We start from the raw sequence: 17,267 nt of genomic DNA, 5'->3' as shown, positions 1-17,267 counted from the left end.
TCATGAAAATTCTAATTGTCAACTGCGGTTCCTCGTCGGTTAAATACCAGCTCTTCCAGCTTCCCGACAACTTCTGTCTTGCCAAAGGTATGGTCTCCCGCATCGGCATGTCCGGCGCCGTGCTCACGCACAAACCGCACGACCGGCCGGAGGTCACAATCTCTTCCGAAATTCTCGATCACACTATCGCTATCGAACACGTCATCGCCATCCTGCTTTCGCCGAATCACGGCGTCATCAAGAATCGCGAAGAAATCGCCGCAGTCGGCCATCGCGTCGTTCATGGCGGTGAGCAGTTCACGGCTTCGTGTCTGGTCACGCCGGAGATCATGCTCGAACTGCGCAAGTTGATCGAACTCGCTCCGTTGCACAACCCGCATAACATCCGCGGTATTAATGCCACACTGCAAAATCTTCCCGGCGTCCCTAATGTCGCCGTTTTCGATACGGCATTTCACCATAAGATGCCGGAACACGCGTTCATCTATCCGTTGCCGTACATTCTCTATCGCAAGTATCGCATCCGCCGCTACGGCTTCCACGGCATGAACCACCACTTCGTCTCCAAGCGTGCCGCCGAAATGCTCAACACTACTCGCGAGAAGATCAAGATCATCACCTGCCATCTCGGTAACGGCGCTTCCATGTCCGCGGTCGACAAAGGCATCTCCGTCGACACGACCATGGGCTTCACGCCTCTGGAAGGCTTGATGATGGGCACCCGCTGCGGCGACATCGACCCGGCAATCATCCTCCACATGATGGGCAAGGAAGAACTCTCGCTCCACGAGGCCAACACCATGCTCAACAAGCACTCCGGCCTTGTCGGTGTCTCGGGTGTGTCATCCGACATGCGCGAAATCATCGAAGAGATGAACAACGGCACCAAGTCCGCCAAACTCGCATTCGATATCTACTGCTATCGTGTGAAAAAATATCTCGGCGCCTACGCCGCCGCGATGGGTGGGTTGGACTGCATCGTGTTCTCGGCAGGAATCGGCGAGAACTCCGCCGTCGTGCGCCAGGCATGTGTCTCAGGCATGGAATTTATGGGCGTCGAACTCGACAAGGGTCTCAACGAAGCCGCCAAGAACAAGGAGTCGATCATTTCGACTGCCGGTTCCAAGGTCAAAGTCGTCGTCGTCCCGGCTAACGAAGAACTCGTCATTGCCATGGACACCGCCGAAATCATCAACAAGAAATAGACGTTATTCGTGTGTCGCGGATGTACTCATCCGCGACATTAAACGATCGTAGGGGCGCGGTTTCCGCGCCCTTTTTGTTTGTGGCTTCGAAATCAGCTTCGTAGGTCAGGAGCCCTGTGCTCCTGACATTTTACCCTCCCTCGACCTCTCATCAATCAACCGACACCCTTCCATCAGGATGAAATCATTCGGGAGATTGTTATTCGCCTCCGGAAGATCACTCTCAGTGATCGGCTCAAGCAGCCACGTCCCGTTTTCCCACGCCAGCGCTTCGTAAATCGCCTTCTCAGCGACCAGTTCACCCAATTTCGCAAACGAGATATTACCCCGATTCAGAAACATCACCAGCTTGTCCTCGCCGCCGCGATTCGAACTCACTGTAATCTTCGCCGTCCGCTGACTCGGTCCCAGCGCTTGCACAAGATCGATAATACTCATCTCGCTCAAATTCCCGCGCGACCCTGACCGTGTCTCATTCGCCCGCCCTTGTTCTGTGCTGCCGCGTTTTTCGACTTCCTTGATTCTCTGCACAAGAATCTCCATGCCATCGTCGAGGTCGATGATATCCTCCAATCCGATCGCCAAAAGCGGCATCAGCGACCGCGCCACGTGTCCACGCAGCACCAGAAACGTCGGAAACCGTGCGAAATCCATTCCCAGGTTTTTCAACTGTCTGATAATTTTCACCACATCGCGGGGAATTGCCAACGACCGGATCAAAACCACTTGCGGCCGAAGTCGCCGGCATTGCGCCACCAGCACATCAAGCGCTCGCACGTGCGTGATCTGATAGCCCTCCTTGCCAAGACGCACCTTAAGCGCATAGTCGCGATCGGTGCTGTCTGAGTAGACAACAATATGAGCAGCTTCAACTTTGGAATTTGGGTCAGCCAATTTAGTTTCTCCGAAGCTTCCTTGAAGCGCATCAATCTTTCGCCGCTGTGTGTCGCCTGCAAAGTCAATGCAAAGCCGTCACACACCGACGGTTCCACTCGGTCCGTCGAATCTGCGCTTCTCATTATATTGTCGGAAAATCTGTTACCCCCCTTAAGAACTCCCCAGTTCCACTTTGAATCAATTAGAGAATGCATGCCCCAACTACCGTCATCCCCGCGAACGCGACCAGCTTCTACCGGTTCTGCTTCAACACAAACTACGTGTCATCCCCGCGAAGGCGACCAGCTTTTACCGATTCTACTTCAACACAAATTGCGTGTCATCCCCGCGAAGGCGGGGATCCAGGTTTAGCGGGTTCACCTTTAGTTCGTAGGGTGGGTCTCCTTACCGAACGAATCGCAATTCTCAAGTACCGGCTCTCGCGGAGACCCGCCAACTTCCTAATGCAACGCGTAGGGGCTCAGTCCCCCACCGGAACGGTGGGGTTTTATAACCGATTCACTGCCTACCCCTCACACGGCGCCGGCCCGCCACCAAGAAGGTAGCTGATCAAATAAGCTGCGTCCGAAACCGTGACAATCCCGCTGCAATCGACATCACCAGACTCGATCGGGTTCAGCTCCGATCCGCCTCCAAAAATGTAATTGACCAAGTAGACCACGTCCGATACCGTCACCGTCTCGTTGCCGTCAATATCACCAAGAGTCATGGTTCGAAATCGGAAGATCTGACTTGACCACGTTTCGCCGCCATTCGATCCTACGGCCTTGACATTCCACCAATACTTACTGGCCCAGTTCAGCGGCTGTTCGATGAGATAATATTCTGACGAAATATCGGGAACGACAATTGGCGACAATAGACTGCTGTCAGTTGACAGATGGAGCGAATAGATCACATGAGCCAATGGATCGCTAACGGTAGCCGCGGTCCATTCGAGCATCGGTGTTCTTGTCGCAATCGGTGGCATGAAACTATTCGGCGGACTCGAGAGATCAAATTGCGACGGCGCGGCATTACCACAACCGATTCCATAGGCGCCGACCAAAACCCCACAACTGTTATTCGCCGGTGCACAAGGCGATGTATCCGTAATGAGGTAGTTGCTGTTTGCAGTATCGCAGAACAATGGATCCGCGGAGAAATTGCCGTTTGTGCCCAGGTAGTTGGCGAGTTGCCCCGTCCAGTCGCCTGAATCGTTACCATAAATATCAGAACACCTGAAGGCTATCAATAGTGAATCCGCACATCCCTCGTGCCAGGGAGCCTCTCTCTGAATTACGTCGCCTCCCTTGTTGAAGGCGAATATGCAGCTATCTACGACCATGACTTGATTCAAGCATCCGCCTTGGTAAATTGCAGAACCATCGTTGGCGGTGTTATTCACGAACGTACACGATGAAATGGTGGTCGGGCAATAGCTCGCTCTTGCGAAGATCGCTCCGCCTTGATCCGCCATGTTTCCATCAAAAAGGGAATTGGAGCAGTTGATGCCCAGGAACTGCCCGCCTCCGAATAGTCTAATTCCACCACCATTTGAACCTGAGTTCATGCTACCATTTCTTCGGATCACGCTGTTGCGGAGGATTAGTCGTACATCCATTGCCATCCCGATGGCGTAGGCATCGTTTTCTTCAAATAGACAGCTGTCCACTGTCCAATCCACGTCGTTATAGAACATGGCACCAGAGCCGTTCCCGCGAACAACGCAGTTAATTAGGTTTCTCGGAATACCCTTTGAATCACGTGGGTCAACAGACTTATCGGGTTTGTTCCACTTTAGAAAGCCCAAGTCCCCGACTCCAGCTCCCCCGTTATTCTCAATAACACAGTCGCGAATAGTCTCGAAATACGAACCAATATACAGAACTCCATTACCCGCATTATTCGCTATTCTTCCGCCATATATGTTGATCCTCGAATCGTGGCCTATCCTTACTCCTGAACCTCCATTCGCTTCAAAGAGGCAACCATTGAATACCGGAACACCTTGTCCCATGACGAACGAACCAGATCCTGAGTTCCCAAATATCGAACAGGAATCAATTATACTACCCGAGGCCAACGGGCCATTCAGTCTGGTGGCACTATTCGAACCATTGTTAGTTATTCGATTTACCTTGAGTCTCGGGAATGAACTATTGCAGTATATTCCACCGCCTTCGTTTCCAACCCCGACTCCATTCTGAATCGTAAAGCCGGCAAGAACTGATAGGCTGTCCTCCCCGTTCACAAACCTGACCACGCTCCCTGTATCCGCCACCATTGGGACCACGCTGGTATCACCATCGATAACACATTGATGGATATGCGTCGTGTCGCCATCCACCACGTACTTGCTGGCTACAGCGATCTTCTTGCCAAGGAAACTGATTCGTTCGTAGTAGTGACCATCATCGACGAGTACCGTGTCTCCGTCAATCGCCGCATCAATCCCCGCCTGAATCGTCGGTTGGTCAAGCGGCACCTGTATCGTTGCTCCTTGCAATACTGACACCATCAGTATCACCGCCATGACAATCAGCTTCATCTCTGGGTTCTCCTTTTCGTATTGTCAGTAAGTTCGATGATACGAATCCCCAATCACCTCAGGTCCAGTCAATTGAATACGGGACATTATGATATTGAATTTACGACCCAATATAACCAGATTTCCGATTCTGTCAAGGCGACTTGGTTGCCGCCACCCCCCTCATTTCCCCTTGACATCCCCGCTTTGTCTTAATACTTTGGCCGACTATGGAGATACTGCTGGATTCCATTACAGCCGACCCCAGCGATCTTGAATTGACTGCCGATGCCGCAGAACTTGAGCTGCATCTCGAACTGGCTAATCTGGTTACACCAGTCGATTACAAGCTGACCGCATGGCGCATGGAGGATGAGATATTCCTCAACGGCACAGTGACTTATACCATGCAGCAGACCTGCGCCCGCTGCCTCGTCGAATACGAAGTTCCTTACTCTCTTAAGATGGATCTCGTATTACAAATGGTACAGGATGACCTCCTCCGTCAGGAAGCCGACGAGGGAGAGGAATTCATCATGATCTCCAGTTCGCTGACGACTTTCGTGCTCGATCAACAGCTTCGCGACCTGATCACGCTCGAAAATCCGCTCAAACCCCTCTGCCGGGAGGATTGCGCCGGTCTCTGCGCCCGTTGCGGCACAAACCTCAACGAGCAGGGTTGTAATTGTATAATAAAGGAAGACGATCCCCGTTGGGATGCGCTTAAGAATTTGTCCAATAACAATTAGTTGTTCTAACAGTTAGATACGAGAGAGTACAATGCCACTTCCAAAACGCAGACACTCCAAGCAACGCGGCCGCAAACGTCGCACTCACTACAAAGCTACTTTCCCGGCGTTGACCGAATGCGGCAACTGCGGCGAAGCGAAAATGCTCCACCACATCTGCCCCTCCTGCGGTTTCTACCGCGGCGAACAGATTCTGGAAGGAAAGGAAGCTTAGCTTAAGCGTTGAAAAGACGTATTGCCGTTGATTGCATGGGCGCCGACCTGGGACCGCTCCCACTGGTTGCCGGCGCCGTCAGCTATCTCAAACTGCCCGGTAATCAGGATGATTCCATCGTCCTGGTTGGCGATGAAGCCGTGCTCAAAGAGCATTTGGCTTCTCTTGGCGTTAATGGCAACATGCCGATCACGGTGGCGCATGCTCCCGAAATCGTCGACATGAACTCGTTCGCGACCGACGCACTGCGCAAGAAAAATTCCTCCATCGCCGTCGCCATCAAAATGCACAAAGATGGCGTGGTCGATGCCGTGGTCTCCGCCGGTAATACCGGCGCTGTCATGGCGACCGCGATGTTCACCCTGGGCCGAATCCCCGGTGTAACCCGTCCCGCAATCGCCGCGATGTTTCCCAACAAGCACGAAACTGCGACTCTCATCGTCGATGTCGGCGCCAATGTCGATGTCAAGCCGGACAATCTCTATCAGTTCGCACAGATGGGCGCTTCCTACGCCGAAGACATCCTCAAGATCCGTTCCCCCAAAGTCGGCCTGCTTTCGATTGGCGAAGAGCCCACCAAAGGCAACGATTTGATTCTTTCGAGCCACAACTTATTGAAGAGTGGCGCGTTTAACTTCATTGGCAATGTCGAAGGCCGCGACATTCTCGACGGCAAATGCGATGTCGTCGTCTGCGACGGATTCATTGGCAACATCCTGCTCAAATTCGCCGAGTCAGTAAAAGTGTTCCTCGAGTGGCGAATCAGAAGACAGGTTAGCTCGAACTTCTTTTCAAGAGCCGGCGCGATCTTGATGGGACCTTTCCTCAGACGCATGCGCCGCTCCTTTGATTATTCCGAGACCGGCGGCGCGCCGCTGCTCGGACTGAATGGAAACGTTGTTATTGGACATGGCAAGTCCTCGGAAAAAGCTATTATGAATGCAATTAGAGCAGCCGCGGAAATGATTTCCACGAACGTCACCGCGCATATTCAAAAGAGAATCGAAGTCAGCTCCGGAAAGGTGGTTGAGCAGTGAAAACGCTCCCATCTCGGCAAAGATTATTGGCATCGGTGCCTATACGCCTGCGAAAGTCCTGACCAACGCCGACTTCGAAACAATGGTCGACACTTCCGATGATTGGATCACCAGTCGCACCGGCATCAAGCGCCGTCATATCGTCGGCGATTCTGGTGAAGCCGCGTCCGATCTGGCAATTGCCGCCGCGCGAGATGCCATTGCCCAATCCAACATTTCTCCCGAAGAAATTGATCTCATTCTCATCGGCACTGTTACTCCCGACATGAAAACGCCGTCAACCGCGGTTATTGTCCAGAAAGCCCTCGGTGCAAAAAACGCCGCCGCGATGGACATCAATGCCGCCTGCGTCGGATTTCTCTACGGCCTTACCACAGCTAAAGCATTTATCGAATCGGGCATGTACAAGACTGTACTCGTCGTCGGTGTCGAGGTACTAACCAGCATTACCAATTATCAGGACCGCACAACTTGCGTTCTTTTCGGCGACGGCGCCGGAGCGGCAGTTCTTCGCCGTGACGACAATGCCAATACTGGAATACTCTCTGCATATATCGCCGCCGATGGCAGTCACACCGAGCTACTCTATGTCCGTGCCGGTGGTTCTCGTCAGAAAGTTACCGTTGAAAACATGAACAACGGCGCAACCGGTATCTATATGAACGGCTCCGAAATCTACAAATTCGCCGTGCGCAATATGGAAGATGCCGCCAAGCGCGTTATCGCTGATGCCGGAGTCAGTCCCGAAGACATCGATCTGGTTATTCCGCATCAGGCAAATATCCGCATCATCGATTCGCTCGCGAAACGCCTTCACGTTCCCGATGAAAAACTCTTCGTCAATATTCAGGAATACGGTAACACTTCTTCAGCCTCGATCGGAATCGCTATGGTGGAAGCCCAACAGCAGGGCAAAATGAAAAAGGGAGACCTCGTTCTCCTCTTGTCATTTGGTGGTGGATTGGTCTGGGGTGCAATTCTTTTCAGGATGTAATTAATGAGTAAAGTCGCATTTCTCTTTCCAGGGCAGGGCTCGCAATACGTCGGAATGGGGCAGGACCTCTTCGACAAATATGACGAAGTCAAAGCCCTCTATAAATCAGCTTCCGAAATTCTCGGCTACGATCTCGCCCAAGTCAGTTTCCAGGGTCCCGAAGATCGTCTCAAAGAAACTGTCGTAACCCAGCCGGCAATTCTTGTCCACTCGCTGGCATGGCAGATAGTTCTCAAAAAACAAAATCTGACTTCAGACTTCGCCGCCGGACATTCGCTCGGCGAATACTCTGCGCTTGCTTCTGCCGGAATATTCACACCGGAAGATGCCATCCGCGCCGTTAACACCCGCTGCAAAGCGATGCAGGAAGCCTGCGAACTTAATCGCGGCACCATGGCGGCGATCATCGGACTCGATAAAGCAGCCATCATGACACTGGTCGATCGCATGAAACCAGTCGGCGTCTGCGTCCCGGCAAATTTCAATTCACCCGATCAGGTTGCAATCTCCGGCGACTACGAGACTGTTGAAAAAGCACTCCCCGTTGCCAAGGAACTCGGCGCCAAACGCGCGATCCTGCTGCCGGTCGGCGGAGCATTCCACTCGCCGCTTATGCAAAGCGCCGCCGCAAAATTGGAAGTCACCCTCGGTCAGTTGACATTCCATCAGCCGACTTGTCCAATCATCGCCAACGTTACCGCTCAGCGCGAATCCGATACTGTCAAGATCAAGGAACTGCTCGTTAAGCAAATCACTTCGCCGGTTCTCTGGGCAGATTCTCTCAACGAGCTCTATCAACTCGGAGTCCGTCGCTATGTCGAAATCGGCCCCGGCAAAGTGCTCTCCGGTCTCGCAAAGCGGACCTTGCCGGCAGACATTGAAATCATGAGCCTTGACAAACTCGCAGACTTTGATTTGGTTGGCGAGAAATTGTTGGAGGTTGTTTGACATTAACGGGTAAAGTCGCGCTCGTCACCGGCGGTGCGCGCGGAATCGGTCGTTCTATAGTTGAGAGACTCCTCGATTCCGGCTGCAAGATTATGATCGCCGACGTTCTCGATGAGGTTGGCAATCAGGCCGCTTCCGAACTTTCGGCACGCGGCGAAACTGCCTATGTCCATTGCGATGTCACCTCGGCCGCCGATGCCCAGAACTCCGTCGAAAAGACAGTTGAACGCTTCGGCAAGATTGACATCCTTGTGAACAACGCGGGTATTACCAAAGACACCCTGATTATCAAAATGGATGAATCCGCTTGGGATCGGGTGCTCAATATCAATCTCAAAGGCGCCTTCCTGATGTCGCAGGCCGCCGTCAAAGTTATGATGAAAGCGCGCTCGGGGCGCGTTGTCAATATATCCTCAGTCGTGGGTCTTATGGGAAACTTCGGCCAGGCCAATTACTCCGCCTCCAAAGCCGGCCTTATTGGACTCACCAAAACTGTTGCAAAAGAGTTAGCAGGTCGTAATGTTACCTGCAACGCGGTGGCGCCCGGCTACATCCAGACCGAAATGACCGAGCACTTGTCGGATGCCGCCAAAGAAGCGTTCTTAGCCAACATTCCGCTCAAACGGCCGGGACTTCCCGCCGATGTCGCCAATGCCGTCGCCTTCCTGGCGTCGGACGAGGCTGCCTACATCACCGGGCAGGTTCTGCAGGTCGATGGCGGATTGTTGATGTAAGGGAGAGAATAGGAATTTAACTTTTCATCGGAGGATGATACTATGGATGTCGAAGCCAAAGTAAAGGAAATTATCGTCGAGCAGCTCAATGCCGACAAGGACGCAGTTGTCCCGGCTGCCAAGTTCGTCGACGACCTCGGTGCCGATTCGCTCGATACCGTCGAATTGGTAATGGCTCTTGAAGAAGCCTTCGGACTCGAAATTCCGGATGAAGAAGCCGAGAAGATCGCGACCGTTGGAGATGCCATCAACTACATCAAAGCTAACGCAAAGGAAACAGCCTAAGTTTCTCGCTTAGTCCGGGAATCTTGTGACGACAACTATGAAAAAAGCAGTAATTACCGGACTCGGCATTATTTCGCCCTTGGGCAATTCCACTGAAGAGTTTTGGGCCGGCATCAAATCTGGAAAATCCGGAGTGTCGGCCATCGATCGCTTCGACATCTCGCGATTTGACTGCCACTTCGCGGCACAAGTCACGAACTTCGATGCCACCAAATGGATGGACAAAAAAGAGGTCCGTCGCAGCGATCTCGTTCAGCAATACTCCATCGCCGCCGCTCAAATGGCGGTCGATGACTCAAAACTCGACCTCAACACTATCGATAAAGAACGCGTCGGCGTCGTTACCGGTTCCGGTATCGGCGGCATCGCCACTTTCGAAGACCAGTGTTGGACCTTCCGCGATAAGGGACCCGGCAAGGTTTCGCCGTTCTTCATCCCGATGATGATCATCGATATGGTGCCCGGTTTGGTCTCGCTTCGTTTCGGATTCAAAGGTCCCAATTACTCAACTGTCAGTGCCTGCGCTTCATCTGCTCACGCGATTGCCGATGCCCTGCGCATCATCCAGCGCGGCGAGTCGGATGTCGTCGTCACCGGCGGTTCCGAAGCTTCAATCACCGAAATGTCCTTTGCCGGATTCTGCTCCTCAAGAGCACTTTCAACCCGCAATGACGACCCGCATACCGCTTCGCGTCCATTTGACGTCGATCGCGATGGATTCGTCATGGGCGAGGGCGCAGCGATTATTGTCCTCGAAGAAGAAGAACACGCCAAACGTCGTGGCGCACACATCTATGCCGAAGTCGTCGGCGCCGGAATGTCGGCTGATGCTCATCACATCACCGCTCCTGCTCCGGATGGCGATGGCGCCGCCCGTGCCATGATTGCCGCACTCAAGGATGCTAATCTGAAGCCGGAACAGGTTGACTACGTCAACACTCACGGCACGTCAACTCCGCTCGGTGATATCGCCGAAACCATGGCCGTCAAGCGCGTCTTTGGCGAACACGCCAAAAAACTGCTGGTGAACTCTACCAAGTCAATGGTCGGTCATATGCTCGGCGGTGCCGGAGCTATCGAAGCCGCAACTACTGCGCTATCATTGGAAGAGGGCTACGTCCACCGCACTATGAATATCCAGAATCAAGATCCTCAATGCGATCTCGATTACTGCAAAGAAGGCGGCCGCAACGTTCCCATTAGGTACGGTATCAGCAACTCCTTCGGATTTGGCGGACACAATATCACCCTCATTCTTGCCAGGTACGATAACGCCGCGAGGTAACTGATGCTGCAATTTCTCGCCCGACTCTTCGGTAAGAAACCGAAAAAGTCAGCCAAGGCGACCCTGAGTGCCGATGCGCAAATGCAGCTTCAGAACGAAATCGGCTACGTTTTCAAAGACAATTACTACCTGACCAAAGCACTCACTCATCGCTCTTATCTGCGCGCCGATGACTCTCGCAATCTGCGCTCCTACGAACGCCTCGAGTTCCTCGGCGATTCCGTCCTCGGCCTCGTCGTTGCCGAAGAGCTATTCCAAAAGTATCCCGATATGAGCGAAGGCTTCTTGACCAAGAACAAATCACTGCTCGTTAACAAGAAGGTCCTCTCCCACACCGGCATGCAAATCGATCTCGGCAAATACATTCTGATGTCGGCAGACGAAGAACGCGCCGGCGGTCGTACTCGCCAATCCATCGTTGCCGATTGCCTCGAAGCATTGTTTGGCGCCGTATATCTCGACGGCGGTCTCGAAGCCACTGCGCAAGTCATCAAGCGTGTGGTCTCGTTCAACTTCGCCAAGACCAGCGAAATTCTTTCACTGCGAAACTACAAAGGCGAACTGCTCGAGAAGCTGCAAGCCAGTGGCGGCGGTATGCCAAAATACACCGTCAGCGACGAAGACGGTCCCGATCACCGCAAAGTTTTCACTGTCGAAGTTTTCGTCTCCGGCAAACGGCTCGGCACCGGTCGCGGCGACTCCAAAAAAAGCGCTGAACAGCGTGCCGCTGAGAGCGCACTCAGTTCACTTGAAGAAGACAAATAATTCGGAGGATATAGATGAACATCATTGTATGTGTGAAGCAAGTCCCGGAAATCGCCCTCGTCAGCGTCGATGCCAATGCCGGAACCCTCAGCCTGCCGCAAAGCCCCGGCATGATTAATCCATTCGATGCCTACGCCATCGAAGAAGCTCTTCGCCTCAAAGAAAAACTCGGCGGTACCGTCTGGGTGATTTCTCTCGGCGGCAAGGAATCCGACTATGCACTTCGTGAAGGCTTGGCGCTTGGCGCCGACGAAGCCGTTCATCTTATGGATGACAAATTCGCCGACCTTGATACCACCGCCGCGGCGCTCGTACTCGCTGCTGGCATCAATAAGATCGGATCGGCCGACTTGGTCATCTTCGGCAAACAAGCCGTCGACTATGATTCTTCCTCTCTCGGTGCAGCCGTTGGTGGCGTGCTCGACTGGCCCGCTGTCATGTATGTCCGCAAGATCGAGTCGATAGGGGATGGCAAGATCGTTGTCGAACGCATGACCGATGACGGTTTCGACAAAGTCACAGCTCCGACTCCGGTCGTGATTTCCGTTGTAAAGGAAATCAACGAGCCGCGTTTGCCCTCTTTGAAAGGGAAGATGAATGCCAAGAAGAAAACTGTCGCAGTGTATTCCGCTTCCGATCTCGGTGTCGATATGAGCCTTCCAGCAATGACCTCTTCCAGCAAGACAGTCAAAGCCGCCAATCCTCCGGCTCGTCCGAAAGGCGAGATGATTACCGGCGCTACCCCGCAGGAGATCGCCGACAAGCTTTTCAACAAATTGCGCGAATCACAAGTGATCTAACACATGTTAGGTAGGTCAGGCACTCTAAGGCTGTCCCACAAGTCAAGTTAGAGACAGGTGCCCCACCGCTTGCGGTGGGATAGTAGCACCTCAAATACTACACATTGTGGTCAGATATTTCTGAATCAAACTTCCAGGACAGCCTTTTCTTGCCTGACCTTTTCGTTTCCTGCCGCAGATTTCTATATAATGTCAATTCGCCAAAGCGCAGGTCCTGCGCCATAACGTTAACACATTACAACACAATACGTTGAACAGGTTCTCTCCGATTGCGACAACTAAACGCAAAAAATGCTTGACAAACAACTCGCTTCGGGTTAGCTTTAAGCACAGCCAAAGACGTGCTTACCTTTGTCCCCTGTACGCCTTTGACCTCAGGATTGTTAATAACAGTTTTTCGGAGGCAGTAGGTATGAACCTGCTTAGATTGCTTATCACAGTGGTGATAACCGCCTCAATATCATTCTTCCTTACTAAACCACTACAAGCCGTGGATCATCCTTGGGATGACATGAAGGGCGATACCACGACGACAGTCGGCTCTCATCCTAATGTAGGCAATGAGCCAGCCGAGACCACCACTCCAACTATTATCTCAAGCATTGGGAACTGGACACGGTTGTTCTTCATTGAGGTAAAGAGAGTGTTGATTGGTTACAGTGAGAAGAGTGAAGTGAGCGTTAAGCCACCTACGGGGAAAGATTCTAAGACTCGATTCCCGTACGATAGCAAAAGAAAATAACCTTTTAAACTAAGTTAGTCTTTTAATGAGTAGCAGAATCGGTAATGCACTTACGGAGACGGCTGACAAACTTAAGTTTATCCAATCGCTAATCAGCGAAAACAAGTTTGTTGAAGCCAAGTTAGAAATAGGGACACTTGCGCCCATAATTGCGCAAGAGCCTAACTCTGTCATTGCCGGAGAATACTACTACCTCCAAGCCGCGATTGAGATTCATCAAAAACCGCCGTTGGAAGTCCTTTCACTCGCACGCAGAGCCTACTCGATAGTCTCCAATACAGCTGAGAACTTGATCATTGGCCGCATCCAGGCGCTCATCGGCAAACTTTATGTCGCGCTCGGCGACCTTGGTTCCGGCGAGGCCTTTATTCGCGACGCCATCAGTTCTTTCCGCCGAATCGACAACGACAGCGAATTGACCAGCTGTTACAACAAACTCGCACAGATCTATTTCATCCGCGGTGAGTTCAAGCAGTCCGACAAGTTTCTCTCCGAATCTATCGACTATCTCAAGAAGACCGAATCTGTTTCCGAAACGGCACTCGTCCGTGCTCGTGGTAACCGCGCTCGTATCCAGATTCTCCTTGGTGAATGGAATCAAGCTCACGCGACCTTGGTCGAGTGTGTCGAATTTTGCCGCCACACAGACGGCGGGCCGTCTCTTGCCAAGAATCTGCTTTCACTCGGATACGTTCTCTATCTTCGCGAGGAATTCACCGAGGCGCGCAGTGTTCTTGAGCAATCCTACGATGTGATTCGCAAGCATGACCTATTGCGCGAACGCTCGATTTACCACGAATACATGGGTGAGTTATTGCACGCAATGGGCGACAGCCGTATGGCGCGCCAACACTACGCCTATGCTCTGGAAATCGGCAATCGTATCGCTCCCGAAAGTGCCATTATCAGCCAGACCGAACGTCGTCTCGCTGAACTCGAATATTTCTCAGGAAACTATGCACTCGCTTTAGATCACGCCAATCGCGGACTTGAAGTTGCTAACCACGTCGGCGAAGTTGTCGAAACCGCGTCTTGCAAGAAAATCCTCGGCGCTCTTGAAGCCGCTAACGGCAGATATGTACAGGCTGTGGCGCTTTTCGAAGAAGCCGTCGCGACTCTCGAACTAACCGGTGAACTGCGCGAGCTTGCCTATGCTTACTTCACCGCCGGCAAAGCCCTTCTGAAGTCGCCAGAATTTCATAAGAAGGCGCTGTCATACCTTAATCAATCCGTTCGTCTCGCGAATCAGTTGCCAATCACTTGGCTCAAAATTCATGCTCATTTCCAGTTGTGCCAACTTGAATTCGAATCGCGCAATTATGACGAAGCTCTCAAATATCTTGCGCATTGCGAATCGCTCTCTGCGAAATATCAGGATGACCGCTCCATCGAAGAATGCCGCATCATGCGTCTCGCCATCGAAGACGATATGGTTGATGCCGGTCTTTCCAATGATAACGAATACAGCTTTTTCAGCTCATTCCTGACTGCAGCAGAATACGGCAGTCTCAAGAGCGGAAGCCTTGAAGACACTCTCAAAGTCCTCCGCAACAAAATCGGCGGTCATCGCGCTTTCATCTTCTCGTATGACACCCATCAGCATTCGTTCGAGACTTTAGCTTCAATCGACTTTGAACCGACGACTCTTGCTAAGGTCGCCAAATCACTTGCCAATGGCCGCGGCGGTTCCTTGCCGCTTGATCGTCCATTGCTTGTCACTCATCTTGGCGGCGATCGCAAGCGGATGTTCGACTATTTGATGCTCAACTCCGAAAGTGTCGGCGCCTTTATTTCACTGCCGATCCAATTGTCCGAAGAAGTCTCCGGCTTGGTCTACATTGACAAAGATGATCCGGCAGCGTCCGGCTTCACCAAAGCCAATCTTGATTTTGCCATCGCCTTCTCAGATATTCTTGGATTCAAGTCTTCCGAAGAACAGAAGCGTCGCCTCACTCAGGACAATCGACGCCTCAAGGATCAACTCCAGAAACAACTCGCTTTCCCCAATATCATCACGGCCAGTCACGATGTTCTTGATATTCTCGATCGCGTGATGCAAGTCAAGGATTCGCCAATCTCAATTCAGATCGAAGGCGAAACCGGTACCGGCAAAGACCTCTTGGCAAAAGCCATTCACTATAATTCGAACCGCAAAGACCGTCGTTTCATCTCCGTCAATTGCGCCGCTCTTCCCGAAACGCTGCTTGAATCCGAATTGTTCGGTTACAAGCGTGGTGCCTTCACCGGCGCCGAAGGGGAGAAGGTCGGATTGTTCGAAGAGGCCGATGGCGGCACGTTCTTCCTCGATGAAATCGGCGACATGCCGCTTTCAATCCAGGTTAAACTGCTTCGCGTCATCGAAGAAAAAGAAGTCGTTCGCTTGGGCGAAACCTTCCCGCGCAAAGTCGACGTCCGCGTCATTTCTGCGACCAATAAAGACCTGCGCGAACTGATGGACCTCGGACAATTCCGCCAGGACTTGTACTACCGTCTCTCGACATTTGCTTTCCGTCTTCCGCCATTGCGTGAACGCCGCGAGGACATTCCTTTGCTCATAAAGCATTTCCTCGCCAAACTTGATGCCGAGGTCAAAATCGAACCCGAAGCATTCAACTGCTTAGCCGACTTCGATTGGCCCGGCAACGTTCGCGAACTTGAAAACGAACTTAAGAAACTGGTCCTGCTTTCGGGCGACCGCAAAGTCATCTCCAGCTACATGATTTCTCGCCGAATCACTGAGCAAACTCGCAGCGAGTCACCCGACCATTCAACTCAAAATGGCAGCTTCTCTCTGTACGAACACCTCGGCCGCCTCGAACGCGAGTACATTCTCAAAGCTCTGCGCAATTCCAAGTGGGTCAAGAAACACGCCGCCGAACTTCTCGCGATTCCCGAATCGACCTTGCGCCTCAAGATGAAACAATATCATCTCGCCCAAGAATAGTCTTGTGAGTTCGACTTCAGTCAAACCATTTTCAGTCGCATCATTTTCTCTGTGCCCTCATTTTTAGTTCCGTCATTCCCGCGAAAGCGGGAATCCAGCTTTTGTGGGCTTCGACTTCAGTCGAACCTTCTTCTCTGCGCCCTCACGTTCAGTTCAGTCGCTCACTTACCCCCGGAGCGGTCGGTGGAACCTTGGAACCTGCCAATTCCTTCTGTGCGCGGCAGCCGTCCACAACTAACGCCTTACTCTCTTGCCCCTTGCCCCAACAACCCTTTTCACTAACTTCCCCCAATGCACTGGCGCTACCTTCCATTTGGAACTTTCACCGGCGAACACAATATGTCGCTCGACCGCCAGTTGCTCGATGACCTCCAATCCGGCAAATCCGAAACTCCGACACTCCGCTTCTACTGCTGGGACCGACCGACAATTAGTCTCGGCACCAATCAAACTGCCGAAGAAGTCGTCATCCCCGATCAAATTCAACGCCTCAACTACGGACTGGTAACCCGGCCGACCGGTGGAAGAGCGCTTCTCCACAAGGGCGACATCTGCTATGCAATCATCGCCAATCGCAAAAGTCATCCCGCGTTCTTCTCGCTTACGAGCACATACCGCGCCATTGCCCAGTCCATAGCCGCAATGCTTGCGTCGCTCGGTATCAATACAACCGAATTGCCGCAAACCGGTACTCCGGCCCGGAGCAACCTAAATCCATGTTTTGCAATGCTTAACCCGTTTGAAGTTACAGTCCGCGGACGCAAAATCTGCGGCAGCGCTCAGTTTCGTACCGGCGACTTCTTTCTTCAGCACGGTTCTGTCCGCATCTTCGACAACTGGAACGAATCCGATCTCTGCTCCCTTTGGCCCGAAGGTCACCGTCTCGACTCAAGCCAAATCACCTCGATCGAACTCGAAACTCAGAGTCGACCGGTCATCAATGACGTCGTTTCAGCCTTCGAACAGGCAATTCGAGACAGCTTCGCCGTGTCATTCGACGACGAATGATCAGTCCAGGCTATGGGCAATCACCAAAAAACTCGCGGAAATGATTAAACAAAATAAGGGGTTGAGAGTCTTTTACTTGGGAAACAAAAGCAATGAAGAGGAGCCAAATTTCACTTGACTGTTAGCGGCCCAAAATGCTTTATTCAGGGAT

Annotated in this window: 15 protein-coding genes; 13 read left to right on the top strand and 2 right to left on the bottom strand. The window is 52.3% G+C overall.

The features are described 5' to 3' along the window. Positions 1-2 precede the first annotated feature (2 nt). On the top strand, positions 3-1,205 hold the full coding sequence (locus tag IPH59_16965) for an acetate kinase (GenBank protein MBK7093378.1): 1,203 nt from the start codon (positions 3-5) through the stop codon (positions 1,203-1,205). Between the two features lie 105 nt (positions 1,206-1,310). On the opposite strand, the gene IPH59_16960 is transcribed toward IPH59_16965, so the two are convergent. Both IPH59_16960 and IPH59_16955 read right to left on the bottom strand, forming a co-directional pair. After that, positions 1,311-2,099, bottom strand: coding sequence for a DUF4388 domain-containing protein (locus tag IPH59_16960; GenBank protein ID MBK7093377.1), 789 nt, complete (start codon positions 2,097-2,099; stop codon positions 1,311-1,313). Between the two features lie 508 nt (positions 2,100-2,607). Next, entirely contained in the window at positions 2,608-4,632 is a 2,025-nt protein-coding gene (locus IPH59_16955) for a right-handed parallel beta-helix repeat-containing protein (protein MBK7093376.1), read from the bottom strand. 209 nt (positions 4,633-4,841) lie between these two features. On the opposite strand from IPH59_16955, the gene IPH59_16950 reads away from it, so the two are divergent. From IPH59_16950 to IPH59_16895, 12 genes are all read left to right on the top strand, one after another. After that, positions 4,842-5,360, top strand: coding sequence for a DUF177 domain-containing protein (locus IPH59_16950; protein MBK7093375.1), 519 nt, complete (start codon positions 4,842-4,844; stop codon positions 5,358-5,360). A 31-nt stretch (positions 5,361-5,391) separates the two neighbouring features. Then, positions 5,392-5,574: a 50S ribosomal protein L32 gene (rpmF, locus tag IPH59_16945; GenBank protein ID MBK7093374.1), complete on the top strand. Its 183-nt coding sequence runs from the start codon at positions 5,392-5,394 to the stop codon at positions 5,572-5,574. Between the two features lie 8 nt (positions 5,575-5,582). Next, positions 5,583-6,611: a phosphate acyltransferase PlsX gene (gene plsX / locus IPH59_16940; protein MBK7093373.1), complete on the top strand. Its 1,029-nt coding sequence runs from the start codon at positions 5,583-5,585 to the stop codon at positions 6,609-6,611. A gap of 10 nt (positions 6,612-6,621) precedes the next feature. Then, positions 6,622-7,605: a ketoacyl-ACP synthase III gene (locus IPH59_16935; GenBank protein MBK7093372.1), complete on the top strand. Its 984-nt coding sequence runs from the start codon at positions 6,622-6,624 to the stop codon at positions 7,603-7,605. Between the two features lie 3 nt (positions 7,606-7,608). Then, positions 7,609-8,553 carry an ACP S-malonyltransferase gene (fabD, locus tag IPH59_16930; GenBank protein MBK7093371.1) on the top strand — a complete coding sequence of 315 codons (945 nt, stop codon included), beginning with the start codon at positions 7,609-7,611 and terminating at the stop codon, positions 8,551-8,553. After that, a complete protein-coding gene (fabG, locus tag IPH59_16925; protein MBK7093370.1) occupies positions 8,550-9,287 on the top strand; it encodes a 3-oxoacyl-[acyl-carrier-protein] reductase in 738 nt (245 codons plus the stop codon). The genes fabD and fabG overlap by 4 nt, the downstream gene beginning before the upstream one ends. A 42-nt stretch (positions 9,288-9,329) precedes the next feature. Beyond that, positions 9,330-9,572 carry an acyl carrier protein gene (acpP, locus tag IPH59_16920; GenBank protein MBK7093369.1) on the top strand — a complete coding sequence of 81 codons (243 nt, stop codon included), beginning with the start codon at positions 9,330-9,332 and terminating at the stop codon, positions 9,570-9,572. Between the two features lie 37 nt (positions 9,573-9,609). Beyond that, positions 9,610-10,857, top strand: a complete 1,248-nt coding sequence (gene fabF / locus IPH59_16915) for a beta-ketoacyl-ACP synthase II (protein MBK7093368.1) — start codon at positions 9,610-9,612, stop codon at positions 10,855-10,857. 3 nt (positions 10,858-10,860) lie between these two features. Continuing rightward, positions 10,861-11,622 (top strand): ribonuclease III, encoded by a 762-nt coding sequence (gene rnc, locus IPH59_16910; protein ID MBK7093367.1) that lies wholly within the window; start codon positions 10,861-10,863, stop codon positions 11,620-11,622. 14 nt (positions 11,623-11,636) lie between these two features. Beyond that, entirely contained in the window at positions 11,637-12,422 is a 786-nt protein-coding gene (locus IPH59_16905) for an electron transfer flavoprotein subunit beta/FixA family protein (GenBank protein MBK7093366.1), read from the top strand. A 767-nt stretch (positions 12,423-13,189) separates the two neighbouring features. After that, positions 13,190-16,108, top strand: a complete 2,919-nt coding sequence (locus IPH59_16900; protein MBK7093365.1) for a sigma 54-interacting transcriptional regulator — start codon at positions 13,190-13,192, stop codon at positions 16,106-16,108. A gap of 291 nt (positions 16,109-16,399) precedes the next feature. Then, complete coding sequence (locus IPH59_16895; protein ID MBK7093364.1) at positions 16,400-17,116, top strand: lipoate--protein ligase family protein; 717 nt, start codon at positions 16,400-16,402, stop codon at positions 17,114-17,116. The last annotated feature ends 151 nt before the right edge of the window (positions 17,117-17,267 follow it).

It is taken from the genome of bacterium (genome assembly GCA_016708315.1).
Lineage (GTDB): Bacteria > Zixibacteria > MSB-5A5 > CAIYYT01 > CAIYYT01 > JADJGC01.
The sequence above is the reverse complement of the archived record's forward strand: the minus strand, read 5'-3'. Positions and strand labels throughout refer to the sequence as shown.